Genomic DNA, 14941 nt, shown 5'->3' with positions numbered 1-14941 from the left:
ACCAATAATTTGCTAGGCGCAGACTTAGCTTTCACAAAATAATTATTACTTTAGTCCAATCCATCTAAAAGTTATCATTTTGTAAAGACAAAGTAAAGCTGTTGCATATCGCTTGCAAATACAGTATAATAAGCGTCCATTTTAACCAACAAGGTATTTATGCGAAATTATTTTGGTGCTTTTTTAGCAATCATGCTTGCCACACAAGCCGCTCATGCTCAATCAACGACTGCATCTTATTATGCAGACAAGTTCAACGGTCGCAAAACCGCCAACGGCGAAACGTTCAGCAACCGAGGCATGACCTGCGCATCGAACCAATACAAACTTGGCACTTATGTGGAAGTAACCAACCAAAAAAATGGCAACTCCATCATCTGCAAGGTTAATGACCGCATCGGCAAAGCAGGTCGCATCGACCTCACCAAAAATGGCTTTTCTCAGCTTGCGCCACTGTCTCAAGGTCTGGTTAAAGTTACTGTAAAACCTGTTCAAAAGAACCAGCCTAAGCAAGAAGAACAAATTAGCTTAGCCTACAACGAATAATCACCCACATAAAAATCCCCAACCGAATGATTGGGGATTTTTAATGCTTATAAGACAGAGCAATTCAATCAAATCACATGAGTAATAAGCAATAAAGATTAGAGCAGTTAAAGGCCCCGCTTGAGTAACGGGGCTTTAATGGCAATATATTTAGTAGTATGTACAACATACTTTTAAAATAATTTAAGACCAATCAACAGCTTAAACCTTAAACACTCATCTTCCAGTCAAAGGGCATTTCATGATGTCCGCGCAGTGCCATCATCAAGGTCTGCTGCATGTGCTGTAAAACTTCTTTGGTATAAGGAATCGCAGGCACGCCCCATACGGGGTTCGGCCAGCGACTGTCATTTTGGTAGCGGACGATGTGGTGAAAATGCAGCTGTGGTACTTGGTTGCCCAATGCTGCCACGTTCATCTTATCCGCGCCAAAGATTTTAGCCATTTGGCTAGATACCCAGCTTGACTCACGCAAAAACTGCACTTGATCAGCAGGTGATAGCTCGTAGATTTCTTTAACGCCCGACACGCGTGGCACAAGAATCAGCCAAGGAAATTGGCAATCGTTCATCAAACGAACGGTAGATAATGGAAAATCCCCCACCAAAAACGTATCTTTGGCTAATGTTGGATGTAGTTGAAACATTACTTTTCTCTTTTAATTAATCAAATCTTATAAATTGTGCTATTGTAACATAAAATTTGGGGTGTGTTGAGTATTTATAGCAAGCTAGCTTTTATCTTTTGATGAATTACCACTCAGATAACTTAATAGCTCAAACACCGCATTGGTTCGCCCCACCACGTCTTTTTCGTCTTTAAAGGTGTATTTTAGCCCTGTCGCCCCGTTCATACGATAGCCGTCATTAGACTGAATGAGCTTGATAATCGCCAAACCGTCCACAGGCGTGTCCGCCTTAAACTCCATACTAAGCCCATGAGCAGTTACGTCAATTTTGCTAATGCCAAGTGGTATGCTTTGCACTCGCATTTTGTGTACCAAAAACAAATTGGCAAGGGCGGTTGGCATCGCCCCAAAACGGTCTATCATCTCGGCACGCATCTCATTTAGCTCGTCCACCGTCTCGGCATTGGCGATACGCTTATAGCACAAAAGCCTCTCATGCACGTCCGCCAAATAATCGCTCGGTATCAAGGCGGACGCATGAATGTTAATATCACTCACCAAATCAAGCGGGGTCGCTAGACTTGGCGTGTTGCCCGATTTTATCGCCTTTGTGGCACGTTCTAGCATATCCATATACAGCCCAAAACCAATGGTCTGCATATTGCCCGACTGCTCCTTGCCCAAAATCTCGCCCGCCCCACGAATCTCCAAATCTTCGCTCGCCAGCATAAACCCTGCCCCAAGCGTATTGGCTCGGCTAATGGCATCAAGGCGTTTTTTGGCATCAGTCGTCAGCCCCTTAATGGACGGCACAAACAAATAACAATACGCCTGATGATGAGATCGCCCCACTCGCCCACGCAGTTGGTGCAACTGGGCAAGTCCAAACTTATCGGCTCGGTTGATGATAATCGTATTGGCATTTGGCACGTCAATGCCTGTCTCAATAATGGTACTGGCAACAAGCACGTTCGTTTTTTTGTGATAAAAATCACTCATGACATCGTGGAGTTCTTTTTCCGCCATTTGCCCATGAGCCACGCCCACACGCACCTCAGGGATAAGCTCGGACAAGTTCTCTGCCGCCGTGTCAATGCTCGCCACGTCATTGTGCAAATAATACACCTGACCCCCACGCAAAATCTCACGCAAAATCGCATCTTTGGTTGTCTGCTCGTTTTTTTCAGCGACAAAAGTTTTAATGGCAAGCCTTCTGGCTGGCGGTGTGGCAATGATAGAAATGTCCTGCATACCAGACAAAGCCATGTTCAGCGTGCGTGGAATGGGCGTGGCGGTCATCGTGATCGTGTCCACGTCCGCTTGTATGGCTTTGATTTTTTCTTTATGGCGTACGCCAAAACGATGCTCTTCGTCAATTATCATCAAGCCTAGATTTTTAAATTTAACATCATCTTGCAAAATTCGGTGCGTACCGATGACAATATCCACCTTACCGTCTGCTAGGTCAGCAAGCACTTTATCTTGGGCTTTTTTACCGACAAAACGAGACAGACTTTCAATCTTAATCGCCCAATCGGCAAATCTGTCCTTAAAACTGTCCTCGTGTTGCCCCGCCAGTAGCGTAGTTGGCACAAGCACCGCCACCTGATAACCTGCCTGCACCGCAATGAATGCTGACCGCATGGCGACCTCCGTCTTGCCAAAACCCACATCACCACAGATAAGCCTATCCATGGGCTTAGTCTGTTTCATGTCAAACATCACCGCTTCAATGGCACTTTGCTGGTCAGGCGTTTCGTCATAGGCAAACCCACTGGCAAACAGCTCATAACTTGCCATGTCAATGTCAAAACTAATGCCCTGCTTGGCGTTACGGCGAGCCTGCACATTCAACAGCTCCGCCGCCACGTCATAAATGTCGGTCAAGGTCTTTTGGCGTGCTTTGTCCCACTTGCCCGAGCCAAGTTTTGACAACTGCACCGCCTCGCTATCGGTACCGCTATACCGCCCAATTAAAGCAAGATTGGTAATCGGCACATAAACATTGGCATCATCGGCATATTTGATATGGATAAATTCCTGCTCGCCCTCACCCACGTCAAGCACGACAAGCCCCTGATACCGCCCAATGCCATAAGACAAATGCACGACAAGCGACCCCTCGGTCATCTCGCTTACCGACTTTATCAAAAAGGCTTGCGATAAGGCATTTTGGCGTTTGCGTTTGGTAGTAGCGACCACTCGCCCAAAAATTTGGGTTTCGCTAATGACACAAAAGCCTTGATTTTGCTTATTTTTTAGCCATAATCCACGCTCTATCGGGGCAACAGTTAAGGCAATTTTTTGGTTAAATTTATCCAAATTTGCCAAAAACTCACCAAAATCCGCCACCGTGTCGCTGTCAAGTTTGCCTTTTAATAATTCTAAAATAATCTCACGGCGACCTGCACTTTCACACACCAATAAAATCGGCTCATCACACGCCCCCACAAAGTCCAAAAACTCGCCCAAGGGTTCGTCTTTTTGATGATTGATTGGCAAATTGGGGACGGTGTGGGCGGTAAATTGGCGAAATAAGGAAAGTGAATTTTCTTTATTGCCAAATACTGCCCTTGGATACACTTTTAAGGCTTGAAAAAATTCATTGCTTGGCAAATACAAATAATCAGGGGGCAGGATTGGCACGTCCTTATCAAACGCCCGAGAATGATAGCGTGCGTTTACCTGCTCCCAAAAGTTGTGATGATGAGCGGACAAATTGTCATCACAGACAACCAGCGTATTTTTGGGCAAATAATGAAACAGCGTGCCTGCCGCCTGCCATTCATGCAAATCAAAAAATAGCGGTGCGTAATACTCCACCCCAGACGGCTGTATGCCATTCATAACGTCATTATAAAATTCCACTTTGCGAGCGGACGCATTGGGAAAAAGGCTGGCAAAATTTTGGCGGAACGTCTCTTTGTCGTCTAAGTCAAATTCACGGGCAGGCAGTAGACGAAAACTTGCCACTTTGGGCGATATTGGGGCGGTTTTGTCGTCAAATACGCCGTCTTTTTTGAGCTTATCAAGCTCTTCATCGGTAACAGTTCGCTGAGTATCAGGATTAAAAAATTTAATCGTTTCTATCTCATCATCAAATAATTCCAAACGAAACGGCAAGGCTTGCCCCACCGCAAAAATATCCACAATACTTCCACGCACGGCAAATTCGCCCGCCATATAGACGTTATCCACCGCCTTGTAGCCCGCCTTGGCAAGGCGTTCACGCTCATGCTCTATATCAAAGGTATCGCCTACATTCAGATCAAAAAACCGCCCCAAAGGATAGCTTGGCGGTGTGATTTTTTGCATGAGTGTCTGCACGCTCACCAGTAGCACGCCCCTTGTCGGCATATGCGTCAAAAGGTCAATCCGCTCGGAGATGATGTCTTGGTGTACCGACAGATTGTCATAAACAAGCGTCTCATAATCGGCAAACACATGGGCGGATATGCCAAAAAAATGCAGCTCATCGGCAAGGCGTTGTAATTCGCTTTGGGATTGGCAAATGACTAAGGTCAAATCCGTGCTGTCTTTGGCAAGAGTGGCAAGCCACAAGGCAAAACTTGCGTCCGCTTGGGCAGTAAAGTGGGTGTGGAGGTTGGCTGTAAAACTAGGCGTGTGAATATGAATGTCTGTCATGATAATATAGGTTACCAATTTTGCAATTTTAGTTGCCATGCTCGGCATTTGGCGGCGATGGTATCACTACTGTGTGACATGATGTCTGCCGTCACTGCGATGTATTCTAGTGGCGTGCCTGCCAACCCATCTCTAAGCTGATAGGCGTTATCAAGTGCGATGCCACCTATTACGCATAATGGCAAGCCTAGATTAGCGGTTTTTTGAAGTGTCGGAATGGATACCAACCCTGCTTTTGGCTTGGTGAAAGAAGCAAACACGGTGCCCATCGCCCCATAGGTTGCACCTTCTTTTTTGGCCTGCTTGAATAATGCGATGTCCGAATGGCAAGTGCGACCAATCACCACATCATCGCCTAAAATCTCTCGTGCCACCGCCACACTGCCGTCTCGCTGCCCCAGATGCAGTCCCGTACAAAAATGCGATGCCAGCTCCAAATCATCATTTATCACCACATCGGCATCATATTTATCCGCAAGGCTGACCAAAAGCTCAGCTTCTTGGTAAACTGTCGCCAAGTCATATTGTTTAAGCGTTGCCTTTCGGCGGATCTGCAGTAGCGATACCACGCCTGTGTCTAATGCGCGTTCTAATTTATCTATGAGTGTTGTAATCTCATCATCATTGGTGAGTAGGTAGAGTTTTGGGCTTGACATAAGGCATTTTAATCATAAAAAATCACATCATTATAACGTAAATTACCAACACAAAAAAGCCCAGATCTATAAATCTAGGCTTAATATTCATGCTCAAATCATCAGCTATTAACGACGATAAGCAAGCTCAGTCAAGATGTTCTCTGCGTCATTCCAGCGAGACTGAGAGGCGTTAGCACCAAGTAGAACAATAACCGCCGGCTTGTTGTTCACATGCGTCTCCATCACCACGCAGTAACCCGCCTCACGGATGAAGCCAGTCTTAGACACACCAATAGGATGACCACCTGAGCGTACCAGACGGCTGGTATTGTTGGCTTTGTATGTCCTGTTACCGCTGTTAAAGTTAGTAATGTAAAAATCATAACTAGGCGCAGTTGAGAAATTGCGGATCAGCTGATAGCGACCCTCTTCACTAACCGCTTTCATCATCTTCACAAGGTCATTGGCAGAAGCGACGTTGCGCGGGTCCAAGCCTGATGAATCAGAGAAGCTAGTCTGATACATGCCTAGGCTGGCAGCCTTATCATTCATCGCACGGATGAATGCATTGTAGCCACCTGGATAAGTACGAGCAAGCGCTTTAGCAGCTGGGTTTTCTGATTTCATCAGCATCATTAAGGTGAACTCTGAACGGCTTAGGCGGTCGCCTGCCCGCAGGTTCGTACTTGCTTTTTTGGCACCCACCAGGTCTGATGGAATAATGGTGATGTCTTCACGCATGTCAAGCCCAGCATCCAAGATGACCATTGCAGTCATTACTTTAGTCACAGAGGCGATAGATCGGGTTGCATCGATGTTCTTAGAATAAATCAGATCGCCTGACTGTAGGTCAAGTACCGCCACTGCTGATGAATTGGTGCTAATAGCAAGCTGGTCAAACACAGGTGCATTGTAATTGTTAGCATTAACTGTATTTATGATAGTAGCTGGCGTCACAGGAATAGCAGGTGCGGTGTATGTTGGTGCGTTATATGTCGTCTGGGTTGGCTGTGAACGATAACTAACAGTAGGAGCTGTTGCTGGCGTGATGGTTTTGGTAGTTTTGACCGTATTACTAGGTGGTGGCGTAGGCACAGCGCGCGTCACAGTGGTTGTTACTGAAGGTGTGGCACGAGTGACAGTCACCGTGCGTTGATTGCTACTATCTACAGTAAATGCATTCGCTGAAGCACCTGAGGTCATTAAAGCCAAAACAGCAATCTGAGTACTAGCACGTTTCATTAATTCAGCATTTTTCATGATAAATCCTTAACTATGGGCGACCACTCGCCTATTGATTTGCCGCACTTTTGTGATTTATGATGAAACATCTTAGAAAAGCACAAGCGACACCCTTGGTTATTTATTAGATTGTCTATGCAATCCACCCAAAATAAAGACAATTTTTGACGTCTTTATTCTAACACATCAAATTGTCCGATGTGTGACAAAAGCGTATATTTTTCACGAAAACCCATAAAAACATCCCAAAAGATTAATAATATTGTAAGTAATTATAATGGGTAATTTTCTGGTAATAATTTGGTATTTTTCAATAAAATTGATGAATCTTAAAATCTGTAATATTTGGTTGTAATCATTACAAATTGTGCTAAACTTTCAAAAAATGAAATAACATCCAAGGAACACATATGTCGATTAAAGTGCTAGTAGTCGATGATCACGATTTAGTGCGCATGGGTATTGCGCGAATGCTTGATGATGATGCTCAGATCAAAGTGATCGCCGAAGCTGACAATGGCGATGCCGCGGTTCAACTTGCGCGCCACCATCGTCCTAATGTCGTGTTATTGGATGTTAATATGCCAAATGTGGGCGGTGTTGAGGCAACTCGCCGCATCAAGCAGATCGATCAGAACATCAAAGTACTCGCTGTGTCCAGCTTATCAGCACAGCCCTACCCTTCGATGCTACTAAAGGCAGGTGTCAATGGCTATATCACCAAAGGCACACCACTCGACGAGATGATTCGCGCCATCAAAAAGGTGCATGGTGGCGGTAAGTACTTTAGCCACGATGTCGCCGAACAGCTGGCAGATACCGTACTTGGCGAACAGGCGGAGTCACCTTTTGATGCGCTGTCTGAACGCGAAAAACAAGTTGCGATGATGGTTGTGAATTGCCAAAGCGCCCAAGAGATTGCCGATCAGCTGTTCGTTAGCGTTAAGACTGTGAACACCTATCGTTATCGTATTTTTGAGAAATTGGGTGTTAATAGCGACGTTAAGCTCACGCATCTTGCTATCAGACACGGACTCATTGAGGCCAATTAACCAACCGAATCGCTCAAACAAAAAGCCACAATCCGTGGCTTTTTGTTTATTTATATTAACTATAATGGGTCGGCTGTTCGTCATAGATGTGAGCGTGCCATGAATCCATTTGGCGCTGCATGACAGTAGCGATGGCGGCATGAATCATGTTCTGACCGACATTTTGGATCTCATCTTTGCCAATCATTGCCTTCACTTGCTCTGAGAAATGAATGGTTACCATCGGCTCATCTTCATTACCCACTTCCTGCAAGGTCAGCACGCCATCTTCACGCTCAACAAATTCTAATATCGCCTCTTTTATCATCATCTCACCATCAACTCGCTCTTTGATAAGGCTTTTTGCAATGGGTTTTTTGTTGGCGGTAGATGATGGCAAGTTAGCATCTGCGCTATCGGCCTCATCATCGACGACTTCTGGTTTAACTACCTTTCTTGGGCGACCTCGACGACGCTTAGGCGGGTCTTGGTCGCTTGATTCGGCAGCCAAACCATCTACAGACTCACTTGAGGCATCGTTAGATTTCTTGGTTCTTTTTCGTGATTTTTTTGGTACAGACTCCTGAGCATCATCAGAATTATCTGTATGGGTAACTTCTTTCTGATTTTTTGTGCTAACAGCGTTATTTTCTTGATATAATCTTTTTTGAATTTCTTCTTCAATAATGACCTCAGCCTCTTCTATTAGACGCTTAATCAATTCATTATCAGCTTTATCAAACATCGACCACTCCAAAATTTTGCAGTTATAACCATAATAAAGACAATGACAAAATTTTCAAGTCTTAACGCCAATAGCGAAGCTTTGCCATCATAAATAAAAACGAGACAAACATACCAAGATAGTACGCCATCTTAAGGTCAAAACTGCGATCGCGGTATTTGATGGGTGCCGCGACCAAGGCAGTAAAGGCAGGAATAAGAATCAGACAGATGACCCAATTTTCAAGCACATGCAGCCAACCTTGTAGGCGATTACCTTGACCTAAGCGAAAACCTGACAGCCCAATCAGCATCACCAAGATGATCAAGGTTGCGATTAAGCCTTTTGGGATGTCTTTGGGTACGATTCTATCAGGAATGAGACGACCTGACATTAGCTATACACTCCCATGATGGACAGCATGGATACCGTGGATAACAGCCAGCCCAACGTCCACGCATTACGCGGATGAATGGCAGCTTTACCTACTTTGTTCAGTACTACGCTACCAAGCCAAATCAAAGCCGGCATGACAAATAAGAAAAAAGGCACGACCTTAATCGCATGACTCAGCACGTCATTCACATCATCACCCGCCATCAGACGAAAGCCATACCCTGCCAAGCTTAGTACAAGCGATGCGACAAATAAAGAGATGGTCACACCCAAGGGGATGACGCTTTTTGGCGCAATGTTGGCAGCGCTTGAATTATGTTTATCACTCATTAGATTACCTTCGTCTGCACTAAGGCAAGTTCTGCACGCATCTGATCGATGACAGCTTTATAATCAGGCTTATTAAAAATCGCCGAACCCGCCACAAACATATCCACGCCTGCATCCGCAATCGCACGGATATTATCAGGATTGACACCACCATCAATCTCTAGGCGAATGTCAAGCCCACGCTCGTCGATCATCTTGCGAACTGCACGCACTTTATCAAGCGTGCCATCAATAAACTTCTGGCCGCCAAAACCAGGATTGACACTCATGATAAGAATCTGATCAAGTTTATCGATGGTATAATCCAAGTAATGCAGTGGCGTGGCAGGGTTGAAAACAAGTCCGCATTTAACACCTGCATCTTTGATGAGTTGTAGACTGCGATCAATGTGCTCGCTTGCTTCTGGGTGGAACGTGATGATGTCTGCCCCCGCCTTGATAAATTCTTCGATCATTCTATCCACAGGCTTTACCATAAGATGCACATCAATCGGCGCGGTGATGCCGTAGTCTTTTAAGGCTTTACAAATCATCGCACCAAAGGTCAAATTTGGCACATAATGATTATCCATGACATCAAAATGCACTATATCCGCCCCTGCGTCTAGCACGGCTGCAGTATCTTTACCAAGTCTGGCGAAATCAGCAGACAGAATGGATGGCGCGATAAGAAATTGTTTTTCAGGTAGGATTTTCATAAGGTCGAATGATTAAAAATTTGGGCTTATGATAACAGATTTTAGATATTTTTGAAAATAAAAACAAGCCAAAACGCACGGCTTTGGCTTGTTCATCTGGGATTGCTATCGGATTATTTGGCGTGGTAAGCCAATTTAGCACCTAAGATGAAACCATCATTATCGTCAAATTCGCCGACGGTAGTACGAGTTGGCAACTGCGCTGTAGCATCGCCAAATTTCAAGTATTTAGCGCCCAAAGAGAATGACCATTCTGGCGTAAAGTTATAGCGACCACCCAAGCCGACACTGTAATAGCCTTTAATTGGCCCTAAACTGCTGGCAGGATTGCCCGCGCCACTGTCGTAACCAACGCTACCAGATACCGCCACTTTATCAGAGAGCTTCTTAGCAAGACCCAATTCGCCCGACCATTGATCTTTGCTATAGTCAATGATAGGTAATGAATTACCGATGCTGGCAAGGGTCGCATCGCCATATGTTGGCGGACGAATATCAAAATCAGACCAAGGTACATAGCGAACTTTAGCAGTTAGTAATGTAGTTGGATTAATGCCAGTTTGGAAGTCTAAGTTCCAAGACTCTGGCAGGGTTACACTAAAATCACGTGTGGTTACACCAGCAGCGCCTAGTGCAGGCATTACTTCAGAGATGCTACTTTCATGCTCAATCTCCGAACGATAGGTAAGCGCAGCTTTTAAGGCAATTTCTGGCTTAGTATAAGCAACGCCCGCAGCCCAACCGTGTGCAGTATCAGTTGAGATTTTTGCATCATAGCCTGTCGCAGCTTGGTATGCCACACCGCGCAAGTGAACCTCACCCTTTAAACGCTGTGCAACAGGACCGCCATAAATTTGGAAATTTTTATTAGTGCCAAATTTTGCACCCAAAAGACCGGTAATATTATTCGTACGAATTTCTACATTAGTTCCTTGACCACTCTGCGCTTCAGCTGTGGTTGCCGCATTAATTGCCCCGCCCAGCTGACGTACAGTCGCTGCAGCAGATGCAAGCTGTCCTTGCAACGCAGTAGTATCACCACCTGCTGCTTTTGTTTGCGCGATGGCGGCTTGCAATTGAGCAATACCAGCTTGTGCTTGGGCAAGGCCTGCTTGAGCGGCCGCCAAAGTTGGCGCCCTCCCACCTGTTAGAGCATTTACAGTTGCATCGCCGCCTTCAGTAATAAAATTACTGCTGCCAAAATGATCAACTGCCGCCCCAAAAGGCTCATCATAGAGAATACCCACGCTAAATGTGTCATTAATGTCCGTTTTTACCCCATAACGGAAGAAATCATAAGCTTCTGCGACATCCCCCGTTGAGCGTCCACTGTTATCCTTTCCGGATATATCCGCATCGATATAAGTATAGACTGCCTCAGCATATGTACCGTCCTGCAAAAACGCTGATACATCCTGACCCGAGCGATCAAGACCTGCTGCATGCGCTGAGCCAATCGCCCCAATAGAAGCGATTGCAACGGCAAGCGTTGTATAATTAAATTTAGACATCGTCATTCTCCAAGTTTGTCCTTGTTGTGGGTTTTATTCACCAACCCGTTGATACGCAAGACATCATCCTAGACATAAAGTGTAACAACTTGCGTTTGTACATATTAAAACAAATTTTACCGCAATACAAGGGATAAACTTAGGTAATTTCATTGCAATTTGTATTTTATTTATCGGCAATTTTCTTAATAATGTGGTGGTCTGTCTGCCAATAAATCAAACGGAGCAATACCGTCATCATCACGACTTTCTAAGAATTTATACAATAACTTTAACTGATCTTGCAAATCTTTTAATGCTTTATCTTGTTGGGCGATGACATCATTTAGCGTATCTACCGTATTTTCAAGATAGGCGATTTTGATCTGCAAATCAGTAATATCAGCATGAGTATCGCTCATTTTATTTTCCCCTCTAAAGTGTAAAATTTGCTATAATTGACCTATTTTATCATTGAAAATCCGTATTGAAAATAAATTATGGCACTCATTCATCTAAAAAATATCTCCCTTGCCTTTGGCGTTGCTCCTGTCTTAGACCATGTCAATTTTAGCCTTGATAAAGGCGAGCGGGTGTGTCTCATCGGACGAAATGGCGAAGGCAAATCCACGCTTTTTAAGCTCATTGACGGCACGCAAGCCCCTGATGACGGCGAGATTATCATCGCAGACGGTGTTAAGATTGCCATGCTCGCCCAAGACGTACCAAGCGATGACGGTACCTTGCTTGACATTGTCATGAATGGCGATGAAAAAGTGGCAACCCTGCTTCGCCAATACCACGACCTATCGGACAAATGCACAGCGGGCGACATGACCGCCTGCGAGCGTATGACGGACGTGCAACATGAGATTGATGCTTTGCACGGCTGGGAATTGGAGCGAGGTGCCCGCACCTTGCTTGACAACATGGGGCTAAATCCCACAGATCGCCTTGCCGACTTATCAGGCGGACGAAAACGCCGTGTCCTGCTCGCTCGGGCGTTGGTGGTTAAGCCTGATGTGTTGCTACTTGATGAGCCGACCAACCATTTGGACGTGGAGAGTATTGATTGGCTGGAAAACTACCTGCTCGGGCAAAATTTAACCGTGCTGTTTATCACGCACGACCGCAAATTTGTGGACAATCTTGCCACTCGCATTGTGGAATTGGATAGGGGTAAACTCTCCACTTATGACGTAACGCAAGGGGTTAAGGGCTATGCTCGTTATCAAGAATTAAAGGAATTGGAGCTTGCCAGCGAAGCCAAATCCTTTGAAGAATTTGACAAAAAACTTGCCCAAGAAGAAGTCTGGATTCGCCAAGGCATTAAGGCAAGGCGTACTCGCAACGAAGGGCGTGTGCGTGCGTTAAAGGCACTTCGTGAAGAGCGAAAGCAGCGTCGTGATGTGGTGGGGAGCGTCTCACTCACCCAAAACGTATCCGAAAAATCAGGAAAAATCGTGTGTGAAGTCAAGGACTTAAGCCTGCAATATGACGGCAAAATACTGGTCAAAAACTTCTCAACCCTGCTCATGCGTGGCGATAAAGTTGGCATCATCGGCAATAATGGCGTGGGCAAAACGACCCTAATCCGCACCGTGCTTGGGCTTGATGACTCTGCCAAAGTGAGCGGTACAGTCAAGCTTGGTACGAACCTAAATATCGCCTTTTTTGACCAATTAAAAGACCAATTAGACTTTGATAAATCCGTTGCCGAAAACGTCTCCGAAGGCTCAGACTATGTGGACGTGGGCGGAAGACGCACGCACATCTTGGGGTATTTACAGGACTTCTTGTTCACGCCAAACCGTGCCAGAACGCCTGTCAAGGCTCTATCAGGGGGCGAAAAAGCCCGTGTATTGCTCGCCAAAAACTTGCTAAAACCTGCCAATGTCTTGGTGCTTGATGAGCCGACCAACGACCTTGACATGGCAACTTTGGAGCTTTTGGAAGAGTTTGTTGCAGGATTTGACGGTACGATTTTACTCATCAGCCACGACCGCACCTTTATGGACAACGTGGTAACACAAACGTGGGTATTTGGCACGGACAAGGACGGTCATGGCGTGATTGACGAATATGTGGGCGGTTATCAAGATTATCTCACCCAAAAAGCACGGAGTGAACCAACCAAGCCCAAAGCAGATAAAGTTGAAAAATCAGAAACAATCAAAGCCGACAAACCAAAATCCGACACGTCCAAGCCTGAGCAAAAACGCAAACTCTCCTATAAGGAACAACGTGAATTAGAAAGCCTGCCCAATGAAATTGCCGAACTTGAAAACGAGCAAAGCGAGCTAAATGACAAACTGGCGGACGGTTCGCTATTCGTTAGCGATTTGGCATTGGCGACCCAATATAGCGAACGGCTTGGGGAGATTGATGAGATTTTAATGGAGAAGTTGGAGCGTTGGGACGAATTGGAAAATTTGGTAAAATAAACATAGGCAAAAAACAATGAGCAACAAAAACTGTTGTGGGGGTAATTGCCACACCGATAACCAAGCCCCACAATCAAATAACCCACAAATTGACATTAAAAAAATGCCCGATTTGACCGCCACGCACAAGCAAACAAACGTGGTGGATAAAGCTGTATTCCAATGGGAATTTTTATTACCAAAATATTGGGGAATTTGGTTTGCGTTAATGATATTTTTACCGCTTATTTATTTGCCTTTGCGTATGCAGTTTTGGCTTGGCAGAAAAATTGGCGAATTGGCGTATATGTTAATAAAAAGACGGGTCAAAGATACGCTCACCAATCTGACTTTGGCGTTCCCTGATAAATCTGATGATGAAAAAGTGCTAATCGCCAAACAAGTTTTTGTCAATCAAGGCATTGGTATTTTTGAGACGTTAAACGCATGGTTCCGCCCCAATGTCTTTAAACGCACATTTAGCATTTCAGGATTGCAGCATTTAATCACCGCCCAAAAAGAAAATAAAGCTGTGATATTATTGGGTGGGCATTTTACCACATTAGATTTGGGTGGGCGGTTATGTACGCAGTTTTTCCCTGCCGATTGTATGTACCGCAAACAAAACAACCCACTTTTGGAATGGTTTATTTATAATGGTCGCCGTCATATTTTTGACGAACAAATCAACAGCCGTGATATGAAAAAACTCATTAGTCGGATTAAAGACGGCAAAGTGATATGGTATAGCCCTGACCAAGATTTTGGCTTAGAGCATGGGGTTATGGCGACATTTTTTGGTGTGCCGTCTGCAACCATTACCGCCCAAAGGCGATTTGCCAGCATGAATAAAAAAAATCCGCCTGTATTTATTGCCTTTGACATGATTCGCCAAACGCCTGATAATATCCCCAAAGGCAAACGTCCGCATTATCATATTAGCCTATCGCCTGTCATTGAAAATTATCCTAGCGATGATGAAGTGGCGGACGCACAGCGTATTAATGATATGATAGAAAATAACATTAAAAAAGACCTTACCCAATGGATGTGGTTTCATCGGCGGTTTAAAACACAGGCGGACGGGACGGATTATTATCAATAAAGCAAAAAGCGGATAAAATTTTTATCCGCTTTTTCGCGCTTAAAT

14 protein-coding genes are annotated in these 14941 nt (G+C 44.9%); 4 read left to right on the top strand and 10 right to left on the bottom strand.

The window, feature by feature from the left end; translation table 11 throughout:
• Positions 1–159 precede the first annotated feature (159 nt).
• Complete coding sequence (locus MBO_RS01590; protein WP_046698120.1) at positions 160–546, top strand: septal ring lytic transglycosylase RlpA family protein; 387 nt, start codon at positions 160–162, stop codon at positions 544–546.
• Between the two features lie 208 nt (positions 547–754).
• Here the strand turns inward: MBO_RS01590 and MBO_RS01585 are convergent, their stop codons facing one another.
• The 4 genes from MBO_RS01585 to MBO_RS01570 form a co-directional block, all read right to left on the bottom strand.
• Positions 755–1192 carry an HIT domain-containing protein gene (locus tag MBO_RS01585; protein ID WP_036362425.1) on the bottom strand — a complete coding sequence of 146 codons (438 nt, stop codon included), beginning with the start codon at positions 1190–1192 and terminating at the stop codon, positions 755–757.
• Between the two features lie 84 nt (positions 1193–1276).
• Positions 1277–4819: a transcription-repair coupling factor gene (mfd, locus tag MBO_RS01580; protein WP_080702160.1), complete on the bottom strand. Its 3543-nt coding sequence runs from the start codon at positions 4817–4819 to the stop codon at positions 1277–1279.
• Positions 4820–4830: 11 nt separating this feature from the next.
• Positions 4831–5475, bottom strand: a complete 645-nt coding sequence (locus tag MBO_RS01575; RefSeq protein ID WP_036362422.1) for a thiamine phosphate synthase — start codon at positions 5473–5475, stop codon at positions 4831–4833.
• 108 nt (positions 5476–5583) lie between these two features.
• A complete protein-coding gene (locus MBO_RS01570) occupies positions 5584–6717 on the bottom strand; it encodes a D-alanyl-D-alanine carboxypeptidase family protein (protein WP_036362419.1) in 1134 nt (377 codons plus the stop codon).
• A 392-nt stretch (positions 6718–7109) separates the two neighbouring features.
• Between MBO_RS01570 and MBO_RS01565 the strand changes: the two genes are divergently transcribed.
• Positions 7110–7751 carry a response regulator gene (locus MBO_RS01565; protein ID WP_036362415.1) on the top strand — a complete coding sequence of 214 codons (642 nt, stop codon included), beginning with the start codon at positions 7110–7112 and terminating at the stop codon, positions 7749–7751.
• Between the two features lie 55 nt (positions 7752–7806).
• Here the strand turns inward: MBO_RS01565 and MBO_RS01560 are convergent, their stop codons facing one another.
• From MBO_RS01560 to MBO_RS01535, 6 genes are all read right to left on the bottom strand, one after another.
• Entirely contained in the window at positions 7807–8475 is a 669-nt protein-coding gene (locus MBO_RS01560) for a hypothetical protein (protein ID WP_052585224.1), read from the bottom strand.
• Between the two features lie 61 nt (positions 8476–8536).
• Positions 8537–8848, bottom strand: coding sequence for a hypothetical protein (locus tag MBO_RS01555; protein WP_036362411.1), 312 nt, complete (start codon positions 8846–8848; stop codon positions 8537–8539).
• Complete coding sequence (locus MBO_RS01550; protein ID WP_036362408.1) at positions 8848–9180, bottom strand: hypothetical protein; 333 nt, start codon at positions 9178–9180, stop codon at positions 8848–8850. The genes MBO_RS01555 and MBO_RS01550 overlap by 1 nt, the downstream gene beginning before the upstream one ends.
• Positions 9180–9878 (bottom strand): ribulose-phosphate 3-epimerase, encoded by a 699-nt coding sequence (gene rpe / locus MBO_RS01545; RefSeq protein ID WP_036362404.1) that lies wholly within the window; start codon positions 9876–9878, stop codon positions 9180–9182. The genes MBO_RS01550 and rpe overlap by 1 nt, the downstream gene beginning before the upstream one ends.
• 113 nt (positions 9879–9991) lie before the next feature.
• Complete coding sequence (locus MBO_RS01540) at positions 9992–11389, bottom strand: outer membrane protein transport protein (protein ID WP_036362400.1); 1398 nt, start codon at positions 11387–11389, stop codon at positions 9992–9994.
• 185 nt (positions 11390–11574) lie between these two features.
• Positions 11575–11790 (bottom strand): SlyX family protein, encoded by a 216-nt coding sequence (locus tag MBO_RS01535; protein ID WP_036362398.1) that lies wholly within the window; start codon positions 11788–11790, stop codon positions 11575–11577.
• A 78-nt stretch (positions 11791–11868) separates the two neighbouring features.
• Here MBO_RS01535 and MBO_RS01530 point away from each other — a divergent pair, with 78 nt between their 5' ends.
• On the top strand, positions 11869–13812 hold the full coding sequence (locus MBO_RS01530) for an ATP-binding cassette domain-containing protein (RefSeq protein WP_036362395.1): 1944 nt from the start codon (positions 11869–11871) through the stop codon (positions 13810–13812).
• A 103-nt stretch (positions 13813–13915) separates the two neighbouring features.
• Positions 13916–14896, top strand: a complete 981-nt coding sequence (locus MBO_RS01525; RefSeq protein ID WP_227712650.1) for an LpxL/LpxP family acyltransferase — start codon at positions 13916–13918, stop codon at positions 14894–14896.
• The last annotated feature ends 45 nt before the right edge of the window (positions 14897–14941 follow it).

Source organism: Moraxella bovoculi 237 (assembly GCF_000696305.2).
GTDB classification, from domain to species: domain Bacteria; phylum Pseudomonadota; class Gammaproteobacteria; order Pseudomonadales; family Moraxellaceae; genus Moraxella; species Moraxella bovoculi.
The sequence above is the reverse complement of the archived record's forward strand: the minus strand, read 5'-3'. Positions and strand labels throughout refer to the sequence as shown.